This is a genomic window from Streptomyces sp. NPDC048734 (genome assembly GCF_043198675.1).
Classification (GTDB): Bacteria; Actinomycetota; Actinomycetes; order Streptomycetales; family Streptomycetaceae; genus Streptomyces.
The window spans coordinates 216,076-230,676 of the sequence record NZ_JBICUZ010000012.1; the positions used below are offsets into that span (position 1 = coordinate 216,076).

At 73.5% G+C, this 14,601-nt stretch carries 11 protein-coding genes and 1 pseudogene; 8 read left to right on the plus strand and 4 right to left on the minus strand.

Features of this window, described 5'->3' with window-relative positions; all coding sequences use genetic code 11:
• Nucleotides 1-50: 50 nt before the first annotated feature.
• The 3 genes from ACGFQC_RS28205 to ACGFQC_RS28215 form a co-directional block, all read right to left on the minus strand.
• Nucleotides 51-1,604 (minus strand): helix-turn-helix domain-containing protein, encoded by a 1,554-nt coding sequence (locus ACGFQC_RS28205; protein ID WP_363089679.1) that lies wholly within the window; start codon nt 1,602-1,604, stop codon nt 51-53.
• A gap of 415 nt (nt 1,605-2,019) precedes the next feature.
• On the minus strand, nt 2,020-3,612 hold the full coding sequence (locus tag ACGFQC_RS28210) for an MFS transporter (protein ID WP_363089680.1): 1,593 nt from the start codon (nt 3,610-3,612) through the stop codon (nt 2,020-2,022).
• Between the two features lie 305 nt (nt 3,613-3,917).
• On the minus strand, nt 3,918-4,391 hold the full coding sequence (locus ACGFQC_RS28215; protein WP_363089681.1) for a MarR family winged helix-turn-helix transcriptional regulator: 474 nt from the start codon (nt 4,389-4,391) through the stop codon (nt 3,918-3,920).
• Between the two features lie 76 nt (nt 4,392-4,467).
• Between ACGFQC_RS28215 and ACGFQC_RS28220 the strand changes: the two genes are divergently transcribed.
• The 8 genes and pseudogenes from ACGFQC_RS28220 to ACGFQC_RS28255 form a co-directional block, all read left to right on the plus strand.
• On the plus strand, nt 4,468-5,088 hold the full coding sequence (locus tag ACGFQC_RS28220; RefSeq protein WP_363089682.1) for an L-threonylcarbamoyladenylate synthase: 621 nt from the start codon (nt 4,468-4,470) through the stop codon (nt 5,086-5,088).
• 157 nt (nt 5,089-5,245) lie between these two features.
• The gene (locus tag ACGFQC_RS28225; RefSeq protein ID WP_363089683.1) at nt 5,246-6,001 is read left to right on the plus strand and encodes a dienelactone hydrolase family protein; all 756 of its coding nucleotides are present in this window, start codon (nt 5,246-5,248) and stop codon (nt 5,999-6,001) included.
• Nucleotides 6,002-6,897: 896 nt separating this feature from the next.
• The gene (locus tag ACGFQC_RS28230) at nt 6,898-7,653 is read left to right on the plus strand and encodes a (5-formylfuran-3-yl)methyl phosphate synthase (protein WP_363089684.1); all 756 of its coding nucleotides are present in this window, start codon (nt 6,898-6,900) and stop codon (nt 7,651-7,653) included.
• 8 nt (nt 7,654-7,661) lie between these two features.
• The gene (locus ACGFQC_RS28235; RefSeq protein WP_363089685.1) at nt 7,662-9,065 is read left to right on the plus strand and encodes an aldehyde dehydrogenase family protein; all 1,404 of its coding nucleotides are present in this window, start codon (nt 7,662-7,664) and stop codon (nt 9,063-9,065) included.
• Between the two features lie 2 nt (nt 9,066-9,067).
• Nucleotides 9,068-10,174 carry an NAD(P)-dependent alcohol dehydrogenase gene (locus tag ACGFQC_RS28240; RefSeq protein WP_363089686.1) on the plus strand — a complete coding sequence of 369 codons (1,107 nt, stop codon included), beginning with the start codon at nt 9,068-9,070 and terminating at the stop codon, nt 10,172-10,174.
• An 80-nt stretch (nt 10,175-10,254) separates the two neighbouring features.
• A complete protein-coding gene (locus ACGFQC_RS28245; RefSeq protein WP_363089687.1) occupies nt 10,255-11,160 on the plus strand; it encodes a class I SAM-dependent methyltransferase in 906 nt (301 codons plus the stop codon).
• A gap of 458 nt (nt 11,161-11,618) precedes the next feature.
• On the plus strand, nt 11,619-12,812 hold the full coding sequence (locus ACGFQC_RS28250; RefSeq protein ID WP_363089688.1) for a glycoside hydrolase family 64 protein: 1,194 nt from the start codon (nt 11,619-11,621) through the stop codon (nt 12,810-12,812).
• A 281-nt stretch (nt 12,813-13,093) separates the two neighbouring features.
• Nucleotides 13,094-13,354 (plus strand): annotated as a pseudogene (locus tag ACGFQC_RS28255) (LLM class flavin-dependent oxidoreductase); the annotation flags it as partial.
• 95 nt (nt 13,355-13,449) lie between these two features.
• Here ACGFQC_RS28255 and ACGFQC_RS28260 read toward each other — a convergent pair.
• On the minus strand, nt 13,450-14,457 hold the full coding sequence (locus tag ACGFQC_RS28260) for a TauD/TfdA family dioxygenase (RefSeq protein ID WP_363089716.1): 1,008 nt from the start codon (nt 14,455-14,457) through the stop codon (nt 13,450-13,452).
• Nucleotides 14,458-14,601: the final 144 nt, after the last annotated feature.

Genomic DNA, 14,601 nt, shown 5'->3' on the forward strand with positions numbered 1-14,601 from the left:
TCTCGGGGCCGGAGGGCTCACCTGTGCACAGGTGCGTCCGGATGGCCCGATTACGCCTGGTGGCTGTCGAGGTGCGGAGAGGGGTGCAGGTCGGGGTGCGGGGAGGAATGCCGGTCGGCGTGCAGGCCGGGCGGGCTGAGGGCCCCGGTCACGAGGTGGGCCAGAACGACCTCGTAGAGGTCGCTGCCCGCGGCGAGGAGCCGGCGTTCGAGGACGGGTTCGGCGCCGCGTACGTGTTCGCGGACCGTCTGGGCGTGCACGCCGAGGAGCTGGGCGGCCCGTTCGGCGTTGCCGCCGGCGGCGATCCAGGCGCGCAGGGTTTTGCGCAGGTCGCGGCCGTCGGCGTCGAGGCGGGCGAGCAGGGCGTGCGCCCAGGTGCGCAGCGCGGGCCCGGTGAGCAGGTCGACGAGGCGGGCGGGCGCGGCGGCGGGGTGGCGGTCCTCGGTCAGGCAGGCCTCGGTGTTCAGGGCGAGGTGCACGGCGGCCCGGACGGCCAGGTCGGAGAAGTCCGCGCCGAGGAGGTTCTCCACGCGTTCCATGCGCGCGCGGACGGTGTTGCGGCTGACGCCGAGCACCTTCGCCGCGCTGACGGCGGTGAACTCCAGGCCGAGCCGGGTGGTGGCGAGGAGTTCGGCGCGGGTGTGGTGGGCGAGGGTGTCGAGGGGGCGCAGCAGGCGGGTGGTCCAGGCGCCCAGTGCGGCGGGGTCCATCAGCCGCTCGGGGTGGGTGCGTTCGGCGTAGACGGCCGTCTTGTCGGGGCGGAAGCGGGCGACGGCGAGCGCGCTGACGGCCTGCCCGTAGGCGGCGGCGGTGTGGGCGAGGCTCTGGCGGGCGCTGCCGCCGAGGAAGGTGTCGCGCCGCCGGTGGCACAGGGCGCGCAGGTCGGCGCCCGCGGCGTCGCGCGGGGTCACCACGATGACGTGGGCGTCCACGGCCGGGCAGCGCACCACCAGGCTCTGTTCGCGGGTGGCCTCGATACAGGCCTCGGCCAGCCGGTCCCGGTCCGCGGGACTGCTCTCGACGACGTAGACGCACGCGGTGTCGGTGTCGAGGAGACCGGGCCACAGACCCGCGGCGACCCTGCGGGCCGCGCTCGTGTCCTCGACCATGAGCAGCTGGAGGATGGCCAGGCGCAGGTCGGAGGTGGCGCGCGCGAGGCGGTGTCCGGTGGCGGCGGTGCGCTGGGCGCGCAGCAGGAGTTCGAGGGCGGCGGCCGTGTGGGTCACGATGTCGGCGGCACGCCGGTCGAAGGGTGCGGTCCGGGCGACGGCGAGCACGCGGGCCGCGGCGGGCGGCGGCAGTTCGACGCGGATCATCCGCAGGTGGCGGCCGTCCCCCTCCCAGGAGGCGGAGGCGAGACGGCCGGTGACGATGTCCGTCACCAGACCCTCGTCGAGCGGTGTGGGCGCTCCCGCGAGGAGCGTGCCGTTGTCGTCGCGCAGGGAGACGGCCGCGTCGACGGTGGCGCCGAGCCAGTCGACGATCCTGGCGACGTCGCGTCCGGTGGGACGCAGGTGGTCCAGCAGTTCCTGCTCCCACGTCGAGTCGGCGTGCCCCGACGCCGTCACACCCGTGTGACGGCGCTCGTCGTCCCGGCCGGTCATGTCGGCGCACTCCTCGTCCCTCAGGGCCCCTGCGGACCGAATCAGTCATATCGACATATCGGTCAGGGACGTTACCTCACCGGCGCCGACACCGGCCCGGACTGTCCGGCTCCGCCCACCGCAGGGTGGACGGACGGAGCCCACGACGGGGCGGGCGCACCCGGCCCGCCCTGAGCGACTCACGCGGACCGGCCCGCGGGGCGGGCAGCCGCGGGCCCCGGGCCGGTGAGACCCGCCCGGACCGGCCCGGTTCCTCCCGAGGAGGAGCAGACGCACGAGGAGGGCGGCGCACTCGTGCCCGTCCGGCCGACCAGCCCGGCGCGAGCGCCGCACGGGCCGGTGCACGACACGGTGGAGCGCCTCGATCCGCCCCACCGGTACGGCACGGGGGCGGATCGAGGCGGGTGGGGTCGTGTCAGTGGGCGGGGGCGGAGGCCCTGCTGCCCAGGCCCGCGGCGGCCAGTACCGCGCCGACCAGGCACAGCAGGCCCGTGACCAGGGAGGCCGCGTGCAGGCCGTTCATGAAGGCCTGGCCACTGCCTTCGACCACGGCCGCCCTCAGTTGCTCCGGCATGTTCCCGGAGACGGGGGCGACGCCCATGGCGACCGCGTCCTTGGCCTCCTCGAGCCCGGCGGCCGTGGCCGCGGGGACTCCGGCCCGGGTGAGTTCGCCGCCGAGCGTGGAGCCGACCTCGGCGCTGATCACGGAGACCAGGACGGAGGTGCCCAGGGCGCCGCCGATCTGGAGTGTGGTGGCCTGGAGGCCGCCCGCGACTCCGCCGTCCCGGACGGGGGCGTTGCCGACGATGGCGTCCGAGGAGGCGGCCAGCACCATGCCCACGCCGAGGCCGAGCGCGACGAACGGCGGCCACATGGTGGCGTAGGAGGAGTCCGTGGACCAGGTGAGCAGGCCGAAGCAGGCGGCGGCCTGGAGGATCATGCCCAGCGGCATGCAGAAGCGGGCGCCGAAGCGGCCGGTGAGGGCCGCGCCGAGCGGGGAGGCGACCAGCGAGGCGAGGCTGAGCGGGAGGGTGCGCACACCGGCCTCGACGGGGGTGTAGCCGCGCACGTTCTGCAGGTACAGCATGATGAAGAAGATCGCGCCGAGCAGGACGAAGAAGTTGAGCGCGGTGATGATCGCGCCGACGGTCAGCGAGCGGTTGCGGAACAGGCGCATCGGCAGCAGCGGATGCTCGACGCGGGTCTCGTACCAGCCGAAGACGGCGAGCACGAGGAGTCCGGCGAGGAGAGCGCCCCAGGTGCCCGCGGAGGTCCAGCCCCAGGTCTCCCCCTTGACGACGCCGAGGACTAGGCTGATCAGGCCGACCGCCAGCAGCAGGACGCCGGGGACGTCGAAGCGGTGGTGTCCGGTGGAGTTCCGCGACTGCGGCAGCACGAGGGCGCTGAAGGCGAACGCCACGACGCCGATGGGCAGGTTGATGTAGAACACCGACTCCCAGTCGACGTGCTCGACGAGCAGGCCGCCCACGATCGGGCCGAGGGCGGTGGAGACGGCGGACACCATGGCCCAGATGCCGACGGCCATGCCGAACTTCTTCGGCGGGAACACCGCCCGCAGCAGCCCCAGGGTGTTGGGCATGAGCAGGCCGCCGAAGACGCCCTGGAGGGCGCGGAAGGCGATGACGCCGGTGATGGAGCCGGACAGTCCGATGGCGACCGAGGAGACGGTGAAGCCGGCGACGCCGACGAGGTAGAAGGTGCGCCGGCCGAAGCGGTCGCCGAGTTTGCCGCCGAGGATCAGGGTGGCGGCCAGGGCCAGCAGGTAGGAGTTGGTGACCCACTGGAGGTCGGCGGTGGAGGCCTGGAGGTCGCGGCCGATCTCGGGGTTGGCGATGGCGACGACGGACGCGTCCAGCTGGACCATGAACAGGCCGAAGGCGACCGCGCAGAGGGTGAGCCAGGGGTTGGAGCGGAAGCGGCCGGTGGCCGACGGCCGCGCCGCGGCGCGTGCGGGCACGCCGGAGTGATCCACGGTGGTGGACGGCATGGGAAAGCCTTGTCTGTGTACGGGGGTTGTGCGACGGGGGTTCTACGGAAGGGTGTGTACGGGTTCGCCGAGGAGGTGGACGGCACCCCCCGGGGGCACACCCGGGGTGGCATCGCCGCCAGGAGTGGCGCCCACGTCAGGCGGCACCGGGCACCGCGCACCGGGCGCCCACGGGGCGGCGGCCACGGATGGCAGTGACCACAGGTGGCGGCGCCCACAGACCGCGGCACCTCCAGGACGCGGCGCCGGAAGACCCGGGCACCGCACGCCCGGCCGGGGAACAGGCCGAGAGGGCCTGCCCCGGTTCAGTGCGCGGCGGCGTGCAGGTGGCGCGTCAGGGAGGTGAGGGCGCCGATCGCGGAGCCGAGGGCGTCCATCTCGCCGTCGGTGAGGGAGAGCAGGGCCTCGGAGAGGCAGCCCGTCTCCAGGTCGCGGACCTCGGCGAGGCGCCGCCGGGAGGTCGCCGTCGGATACAGGTGGACGACGCGTTTGTCGGCGCTGTCCTGGCGGCGTTCCAGCATGCCCCGCTCGGTCATCTGGGAGACCAGCGCGCTGACGTTGTTGGGCTTCATCAGCAGGGCGTCGGCGGCCTCGCGCACGGTGGCGCCCTCCTGCTGGGCGACGAACCGCAGCAGCAGGAGCTGCCCCTCGGGCGGCTTGGGATGCGGGTAGGTGGAACCCACCCGGCGGTCCAGGGCCCGGTGCAGCGCGGGGAGGCAGGCCGCCAGCTCGGAGGCCATGCGGTCGGTGCCCCCGGAGGGCGCGCTGGTGTCGGACATGACAGCCAGGATAGGTATCCCCTCATACCCATGTCAAAAAGGGCCGACCCCCCGCCGCACGGCATAAGCTCCCCCAATGGCGAAGTACTACGACGTTCACCCCGACAACCCGCAGCCCCGCACCATCGCCCAGGTCGCGGCGGCCATCCGGGCGGACGCGCTGATCGCGTACCCGACGGACTCCTGCTACGCGCTCGGCTGCCGGATCGGCAGCCGGGACGGCGTCGACCGGATCCGGGCCATCCGCGAACTGGACGACAAGCACCACTTCACCCTGGTCTGCCAGGACTTCGCGCAGCTCGGGCAGTTCGTGCACGTCGACAACGACGTGTTCCGCGCGATCAAGGCCTCCACGCCCGGCAGCTACACCTTCATCCTCCCCGCGACGAAGGAGGTGCCGCGCATGCTCCAGCACCCGAAGAAGAAGACGGTGGGCGTGCGCATCCCCGACCACGTCGTCACCCAGGCACTGCTCACCGAACTCGGCGAACCCCTGCTGTCCAGCACGCTGCTGCTGCCGGGCGAGGAGGAGCCGATGACCCAGGGCTGGGAGATCAAGGACCGGCTCGAGCACTCCGTGGACGGGGTGCTCGACTCCGGGGACTGCGGCACCGAGCCGACCACGGTCATCGACTTCTCGGGGGGCGAGGCGGAGGTCATCCGCCACGGAGCGGGCGACGCCTCGCGCTTCGAGTAGGCGCGGGCGGCGGAGGACGGGGACGGGAATGCCGGGGACGGGGACGCCGGGTCCCGGCACGGCCGATTTCGATGGCCCATGCAACGATAGCGGCGGGCCGGCCCGTCGCCGGACCGGTCGACCGCCCGCCGTGAACCACGCAGAGAGGCACCCCCGCATGACCTCCGTACAGGGAACAGCCGTGGACGTCCCGACCGAGGGCGGTGTCGCGGACTCCTACTTCTCCCGTCCCGCCGGCGGCCCGCCCCGTCCGGGTGTGCTGCTGTACCAGGACGCCTTCGGGCTCCGGCCGCACCTGCGGGCGATGGCCGACCGGCTGGCCGGGGCCGGGTACGCGGTGCTGGTGCCGAACGTCTTCCACCGTCACGGGCGCAGCCCCGTCGTGGAGATGCCCGACTTCATCGACCCGGCGGCCCGCCCGGAGATCTTCGAGAAGCTGGGCCCGGTGATGCGCTCCCTGACCGACGACCTGGCGATGCGGGACGCCGGCGCTTGGCTGCGCTGGATGGCAAAGAGCCCGCTGGTGGCGGCGGGGCCGGTGGCGGTGACCGGGTACTGCATGGGCGCCCGCCTCTCCCTGCTGACCGCGGGCGCCCATCCCGAGCGGGTCGCGGCGGCGGCCGGGTTCCACGGCGGGCGGCTGGCGACCGAGGCACCGGACAGCCCGCACCTGGTGGCCGGCCGGGTCACCGCCGAGCTGTACTTCGGCCACGCCGACGACGACCCCTCGCTCCCGCCGGAACAGCAGGAGCGACTGGAGAAGGCCCTGACGGCGGCCGGTGTCCGTCATCGCTGCGAGGTCTACGAGGGCGCTCCCCACGGCTTCACCCAGGCCGACACCGCCGCCTACCGGGAGGCGGCCTCCGAGCGGCACTGGGCGGCACTGCTGGACCTGCTCGAGCGCACCTTCTGACTCCGGCGGGCTCCGGCCGACCTCGGCCGACTCCGGCGAACTCCGGCCGGCTCCGGCCTGCTCCGTTCGCCCCGGACCGTGTCCTGCGTGGTGAGGCGGACGAGCCGCTCGCAGCAGCGAGGGGGCGGCGGGGCCGGGAGAAGGCCGGGTGGCTGAGGGGACCGCGCTCGTGGCGAGGGCCGGGTCGGCGGTGGCCCGGCAGCCGGGACATCGTCCGTTCGACGACTCGTCGACGGCACTCCCGTCGTTCGCCGGACCCGATGCCTTCGCGGGCGGTCCGCACGCCGATCCGTCTGCCGGGCAGCTCTCTGCGCTGCCGGCTGCGGCCTCTGTCCCAAGTGCTGTCGCGTACGCGGAAGTCCGGCGGGATCCCGGCCCCGGCCGCCGAACAGGAACGTCTCGGGCGGCACCCGCTCGACGGCCGCCGAACGGCGTTCCCCGAGGCGGGTCGGCCGCTCGGGCCGAAAGCCGGTGAAGAACGCCATGTGCGCGGGCGTGGTGCGGGACATGGACCATGCCTCGCACCACGGCACGGTCATCGGTGGCGGCCCTCCCGGACACGGCCGACGTCGGGAGGCCGGAGAAGCCGGGGGGAAGCAACGGGGTGGCGCGCTTTCACAAGCCGCCAGGGGCAGCACCGTGCGACACCCGCAGAAGCGTGCCGCCGCCGGCCCCACCGCGGAGGGCCCGAGCCGGGCTCGTGCCGAACGACCGGCGGGACCGGTTCACGCCGGTGCACGCAGCGCACCAGGCGCGGACACGAGCGCCTCACGAGCAACTCCACACGCTCTACCGGTGCCCACAGGCGGTGGAAATGATGAGCACGCCGCACATGAACCAGGTGATCCGCACCCCTGTCCCTCGGCCAGGCGGACGTGCGGCGGAAGGAGCCCACGGTGTTGCTTCTCATCTCCCCGGACGGTGTGGAGGAGGCTCTCGACTGCGCGAAGGCGGCGGAGCACCTCGACATCGTCGACGTCAAGAAGCCCGACGAGGGCTCGCTCGGCGCCAACTTCCCCTGGGTCATCAGAGAGGTCCGCGACGCGGTCCCGGCGGACAAACCGGTGTCCGCCACTGTGGGAGACGTCCCGTACAAGCCCGGCACAGTGGCCCAGGCCGCGCTCGGCGCGGTCGTCTCGGGTGCCACGTACATCAAGGTCGGCCTCTACGGATGCACGACGCCCGATCAGGGCGTCGAGGTCATGCGCGCGGTCGTCCGGGCGGTGAAGGAACACCGCCCCGAGGCGCTCGTCGTCGCCTCGGGCTACGCCGACGCCCACCGGATCGGCTGCGTCAACCCGCTCGCCGTGCCCGACATCGCCGCCCGCTCCGGCGCCGACGCGGCCATGCTCGACACCGCTGTCAAGGACGGGACGCGGCTGTTCGACCATGTTCCGCCGGATGTCTGCGCCGAGTTCGTCCGGCTGGCCCACGCGTCCGATCTGCTCGCCGCCCTCGCGGGCAGTGTCAAACAGACCGACCTCGGTCCGCTGACCCGCATCGGCACGGACATCGTGGGCGTGCGCGGAGCGGTCTGCGAGGGCGGCGATCGCGCGACGGGAAGGATCCAGCCGCATCTGGTGGCCGCCTTCCGGGCGGAGATGGACCGCCAGGCCCGGGAGCACGCGGCCGGCGTCCCCACCGTGAACTGAGCAACCGCATGCCGACCTCCGATCCCGGCGGCGTCCCCGGTGGCCGGGCCGCGCGTTTCGCCGTCGTCGACCCGGCCACCGGAGAGACCTTCGACGAGGCCCCCGACCAGCAGCCGGACGAGTTGGACGCCGTGGTCGACCGGGCCCGCCGGGCCTGGCACGGCTGGCGCGCCGACCCCGCCGCCCGCACCATCGCGTTGCGCGTGGCGGCCGACGCCGTGGAGACGGCCGGCGACGACCTCGCCCGGTTGCTCACCCGGGAACAGGGCAAGCCCTTGGCCGAGTCGTACGCGGAGGTCGCCCGTACGGCGGCCCGCCTGCGCCACTTCGCCGACCTGGCCCCCAGAACCCGGTGGATCACCGATGGCCGGCCCGTGCGCAGCGAGATCCGCTGGCGGTCCCTCGGTCCCGTCGCCGCGATCGTGCCGTGGAACTTTCCCCTCCAGCTCGCGGCGGCGAAGTTCGCGCCCGCGCTCGCGGCGGGCAACACCGTGGTCCTCAAACCGTCGCCGTTCACCCCTCTCGCCACCCGGCTGCTCGGCTCCGTCCTCGCCGCGGCCCTGCCCGAGGACGTACTGACCGTCGTCACCGGCCGCGAACCCCTCGGCGCCCGCCTCGCCTCCCACCCGGGCGTCCGCCACGTCACCTTCACCGGCTCGGTGCCCACCGGGCGGGCCGTCGCCGAAGCGGCTGCGGCCTCGCTCGCCCGGGTCACCCTGGAACTGGGCGGCAACGACGCCGCCGTCCTGCTGGACGACGTCGAGGTGGACCGGATCGCGGACCGGCTGTTCTGGGCCGCGTTCCGCAACTGCGGCCAGGTCTGCATGGCGGTCAAACGCGTCTACGCCCCGGCCCGGCTCCACGCCGAGGTCGTCGAAGCCCTCGCCCAGCGCGCGAAGACCGTCGCCGTCGGGGCCGGCCTCGACCCGGACACCCGGCTGGGCCCGGTCAACAACGCCACTCAGCTGGCCCGGGTCGAGCAGGTCACGAAGCAGGCGCTGACGGACGGCGCCCGGGCGGCGGCCGGCGGGCGGCGGCTGGACCGGCCGGGCTACTTCTTCGCTCCCACGATCCTCACCGATGTCCCGCCCGGCAGCCCCGTGGTGACCGGGGAACAGTTCGGACCGGTCCTGCCGGTGCTGCCGTACCGGAGCCTCGACGAGGCCGTCGACGCGGCCAACGGCACCGCCTTCGGGCTGGGCGGCTCCGTATGGGGCGCCGATCTCGACCGGGCCGAGGCGGTGGCCGACCGGCTCGAATGCGGCACGGCCTGGATCAACCACCACGCCGAACTGTCCCTCGCCCAGCCCTTCGCGGGCGTCAAGAACAGTGGTGTCGGCGTCGCGGGCGGACCGTGGGGGCTCTACGGCAACCTCCGGCCGTTCGTCGTCCACCGCCCGCGGGAGGAATGACGATGAGGTTCCAGGCGGCCGTACTGCGCTCGTACGATGCCCCGTTCGCGGTCGAGGAGGTGACCCTGCGCACGGAACCCGCCGACGGGGAGATCCTGGTCGAGATCGCGGGTTGCGGAATGTGCCGGACCGATCTCGCGGTCCGGCGATCAGCCGGCCGCAGCCCGCTGCCGGCGGTGCTCGGCCACGAAGGGGCGGGAGTCGTGGTGCGCACGGGTGGCGGCCCGGACACCGAGATCTGCGTCGGCGACCACGTCGTGCTGAGCTTCGACTCCTGCGGACACTGCCGGAACTGCCGCGGCGCGACCCCCGCCTACTGCGATTCCTTCGCCTCCCTCAACCTCTTCGGAGGACGCGAGGAGGACACGCCGCGCCTCACCGACGCGACCGGGCAGGCGCTGGCCCCCCGGTGGTTCGGCCAGTCCTCGTTCGCCCGGTACGCGCTCGTCCCGGCCCGCAACGCCGTCCGGGTCGACCCCGCACTGCCCGTCGAACTGCTCGGACCGCTCGGCTGCGGCTTCCTCACCGGCGCCGGAGCCGTGCTGAACACCTTCGGCGTCGGCCCCGGCGACACCTTCGCGGTCTTCGGCGCGGGAGCGGTGGGCCTGGCAGGGGTGATGGCGGCCACCGCCGCCGGCGCGCTGACCGTGGCCGTCGACCGGCATCCCGGACGGCTGGCCCTGGCCGAGCGGTTCGGTGCGATCCCGCTGCCCGCCGCGGCGGCCGGACTGCCCGAGCGGATCCGGCGGCTGACCGACGGCGGCGCGCAGTACGCGCTGGACACCACGGCCTCGCCCCCGCTCGTCAACGACGCGCTCCACGCGCTGCGCCCCACCGGCACCCTCGGTCTGGTGGCACGGCTCCACACCGCGCTGCCACTCGAACCGGGCACGTTGGACGGAGGCCGCGGCATCCGCCACATCTGCGAGGGGGACGCCGTACCCGGACTGCTGATACCCCGGCTGACCGGGTTGTGGCAGGCCGGACGCTTTCCCTTCGACCAGCTGATCCGCACCTACCCGCTGAGCGACATCAACGAGGCCGAACGCGACTGCGAGGCGGGTCGTGTGGTCAAACCCGTCCTGCTCCCGGAGGGAAGAAGCCGATGAGCGAAACATGCGGCACCGCGAACTCGGCGCACCGGCCGAGCAGGCACCCGACAGCCCCCGCTCCCGCCAACGGAGGAAACATGACCGGCACGGCGTCGCAGCACACGGACGGGGAAGGCGTGGACGCGGGCGTGGGCCTGACCGCTCTCCTGGTCGCCGCGGCACGGGCGATCGAGACCCACCGCCACGACAGCCTGGCCCAGGACGTCCACGCGGAACACTTCGTGCGCGCCGCCCCGGCGTGCGCGCACTGGCCGGTGCGCATCGAGGAGGTCCCGGACGGGGACGGCAACCCGCTGTGGGGCCGGTTCGCCCGCTACTTCGGCCTGCGAACCAGGGTCCTCGACGACTTCCTCCTCCGGTCGGTCCGCACGGGCGCCCGCCAAGTGGTCTTGCTGGGCGCGGGGTTGGACACCCGCGCCTTCCGGCTGGACTGGCCGTCCGACTGCGTGGTCTTCGAGGTCGACAGGGCGGGCGTGCTGGCGTTCAAGCACCAGGTGCTCACGGACCTGTCGGCCGACCCGAAGGCGAAGCGCGTCCCCGTACCGGTCGACCTGCGCGCCGACTGGGTCACGGTGCTCACCGGCGCCGGCTTCGACCCGGCCGCACCGAGCGTCTGGCTGGCCGAGGGACTGCTCTTCTACCTGCCGAGCCGCGCCGAGACGTACCTCGTCGACGCGGTGGACCGGCTGACCGCCGAAGGCAGCGCGCTGGCGTTCGAGGCCAAGCTGGAGAAGGACCTGCTGGAGTACCGCGACAGCGCGATCTACACGGCGGCACGAGAACAGATCGGCATCGACCTGCTGCACCTCTTCGACAAGGGACCACGACCCGACTCCGCAGGCGATCTGACGGCCAAGGGCTGGTCCGCCTCGGTACACACCCCCTTCGACTTCACCCGCCGACACGGACGCGGCCCCCTCCCCGAGCCGAACGACGCGCTGGAGGGAAACCGGTGGGTGTTCGCGCACAAGCCCCGGCCATGACGCCCGCAGCACCCACGGCGGCGCCGGCACACCGCCCGGTACCCGGCGCCGCAACGCCCGCAAGGACGTCGGGACTCCACGGCGACTCGGCCGACACCGCTGGACCGTCGAGCACGCCATGACGCGGCTCGCCGACTGCCGCCGGCTCCGGTCGCCCGCGACCGGCTTCGGCCGACCGCTTCGGCCTACCGCTTCGGTCGACCGCTTCGGTCGACCGCTTCGGTCGACCGCTTCGGCCTACCGCGGCAGTCCCGGCAGACCGCCGACCACCACGGCACGGATTCCGCCGGGACCGCCGCCCGGGTGCCCGCGGCGAGCGCACCGCGGGCACCCCTTCGTGCGGATCCCGTGCACGTCTCCTACACAGTCATTGACATGCCCACACCCTGATGCGACTTTGAGAGCGCTCTCGACAGGTACGGACCAACCCCACAGGTCTACCCGCACGGAGGTGGAGAGTGCTTCGCACACTCAGGTCCCGGCTGGCGGCGGCGGCAGGAGCCGCCGCACTCGTCGGCACGTTGCTCGCCCTGGGGCCACCGGCCCAAGCCGCCGTCCCGGCCACCGTCCCGCTCAAGATCACCAACAACTCGGGGCGGGGCGAACCCCTCTACGTCTACAACCTCGGCACCCTCCTGACGACGGGTCAGCAGGGCTGGGCCGACGCGAACGGCACCTTCCACGCGTGGCCCGCCGGCGGCACCCCGCCCACTCCGGCGCCGGACGCCTCCATCACGGGCCCGGCGGCCGGGCAGTCGGCCACCATCCGGATCCCCAGGTTCTCCGGCCGCATCTACTTCTCGTACGGCCAGAAGCTGGTGTTCCGGCTGACCACGGGCGGGCTCGTGCAGCCGGCCGTGCAGAACCCCGCCGACCCCAACCGGAACATCCTGTTCAACTGGTCGGAGTACACGCTCAACGACTCGGGGCTGTGGCTCAACAGCACCCAGGTCGACATGTTCTCCGCGCCCTACGCGGTCGGTGTGCAGCGCGCCGACGGGAGCACGGTGAGCACCGGCCGGCTCAAGCCTGGCAGCTACAACGGCTTCTTCAACGCCCTGCGCGGACAGGCCGGTGGCTGGGCGAACCTGATCCAGACCCGTTCCGACGGCACCGTCCTGCGGGCCCTGTCCCCGTTGTACGGCGTCGAGACCGGGGCGCTGCCCCGTACCGTGCTGGACGACTACGTCAACCGCGTCTGGCAGAAGTACGCGACCTCGACGCTGACGGTGACGCCGTTCGCGGACCAGCCGGGCACGAGGTACTACGGCCGGGTCTCCGGCGGCGTCATGAACTTCACCAACGGGTCGGGCGCCGTGGTCACCAGCTTCCAGAAGCCCGACGCGGACAGCGTGTTCGGCTGCCACCGCCTGCTGGACGCCCCCAACGACGCCGTGCGCGGGCCGATCTCCCGCACCCTGTGCGCCGGGTTCCACCGGTCCACCCTGCTGGCCAACGCGAACCAGCCGGACACCACGTCGGCGGGCTTCTACCAGGACGCGGTGACCAACCACTACGCCCGCGCGATCCACGCGCAGACGGTCGACGGGAAGGCGTACGCGTTCGCCTTCGACGACGTCGGCCATCACGAGTCGCTCGTGCACGACGGGTCGCCGCTCCAGGCGTACCTGACGCTCGACCCGCTGAACTGAGGACGCGACCCGCTGAACCGGGAGCGGCCGACGTCCCGCACGCGCGGGGAGCACGCGTGCGGGACGTCCGCTCGGGGCCCGGGACCCGGTCACCATCCCTCCCGCCCCGCCCGGTTGTTACGAGCGTGCGGCTGCGGTGTTTCGCGGCCACCGGCAACCGCGCGCAGGAGCTGGACCCGCCGGTCGAGGACGAGGTCGTCATACCCCTGCCCTGACCCCTTGCTGCGGCAATCGCCTGAGCACGGTGTGTGCGGTGCCCGCCGTCGACGAGGGAGGAACCGATGCCGATCGCCCTCCGCCCGCTGCGCAAGCTGGGCTTCCTCGCCATCGGCCTGTTCGACGAGGCCGACCCGCGCCGCGGGCACGAGACCACGCTGGAGATCGTCGAGCTGGGCGAGCGGCCGGGCTTCGACAGCGCCTGGCTGCGCCACCGGCACCTCCAGTACGGCATCTCCTCCTCCGTCGCCGTCCTGGCGGCAGCCTCGCAGCGCACCGGCCGCATCGAGCTGGGGACCGCGCTGGGGCCAGCACCGGGGTGGAAGCCGGGCGGCTGAGAACGGCCGCGGTGCCGACGGGTGCCGGGCGGCGGTGCCGACGGGTGCCGGGCGGCGGTGCCGACGGGTGCCGGGCGGCGGTCTCACCAGCGGCCCGGCTCCGTCCCCGTGACCGGTTGCGACGGCCTGCCGTCCACGCCGACCGGGACGTCTCCCGCGAGCATCACGCGGTGCATGGTGCGCGGGAAGCCGAGGTGGGCGTTGTCGGCCGGGGCGAGGTGGATGGTGGCGCGGTTGTCCCAGAAGGCCACGCTGCCCGGTTCCCAGCGGAAGCGCACCGTGTACTCGGGGCGGGTCGCCTCCGCCAGCAGCAGCTCCAGGATCGCGGCGCTCTCCGCGCGGGAGAGGCCGGCGATCTGCTCGACGTAGTAGCCGTTGACGTTGAGGATCCGCTCGCCCGTCTCGGGGTGGACCCGTACCAGCGGGTGCACGGAGGCGACCTGGTGGTCGAGGAGGTGACGGACGTAGGCGTCGTCGCCGGGGCGGGGCTGGTAGCCCACGCCGAGGCGGTGTTCGGCGCGCAGTCCCTCGACGAAGCGGCGCAGGGGCTCCGAGAGTCCCGCGTGGGCGGCTGCCAGGTTGGACCAGGTGGTGTCGCCGCCGTACGGGGGGACGGTCTCGGCGCGCAGGATCGTCGCGGCGGGCGGGTCGACGCGCGCGCCGTGGTCGCAGTGCCAGCCGCGCAGCAGGGTGTGGCGGCGGCGCCGTAGCCACTCGTCGTGCTCCATGCCGAACCGGCCGCCGAGTTCCAGCCGGTCGGCGGTGGTCTCGATCTCGGGGAAGTCCGCCGGGGAGGCGCTGCCGCGCCTGGGCAGGAGGACCGGTTCGCCGAACCGGCGGGCGAACGCCACGTGCCCGGCGTGGTCCAGGCGCTGTCCGCGGAAGAAGACCACCTTCCAGCGCAGCACCGCCGCCCTGATCGCGGCGACCTGTGCGTCGCCGAGGCCGTCGGCCAGGTCGACGCCGTCGATGTCGGCGCCGATGTGCCCGGCGGCCGGCCGGAGCGTCAGACCGGCGTCCCGTACGGCCTCCTCCAGCGCCTCGTCGAGTGCCGCGTACACCGTCGGGTGCGCCGAAGCGCCCCCTGCCATGCCCTGTGCCACGTCCCTCGCCCCGTTCCCCGCCTCGCTGTCGAACCCGGTCGTCATGCGCGCTCCGCTCGTCCTCGTCGCCGGTACGGCTCCTCGAAGATCGTGACAGCGAATCGACGACGTGACGACAGCGCCTCCGTCCCC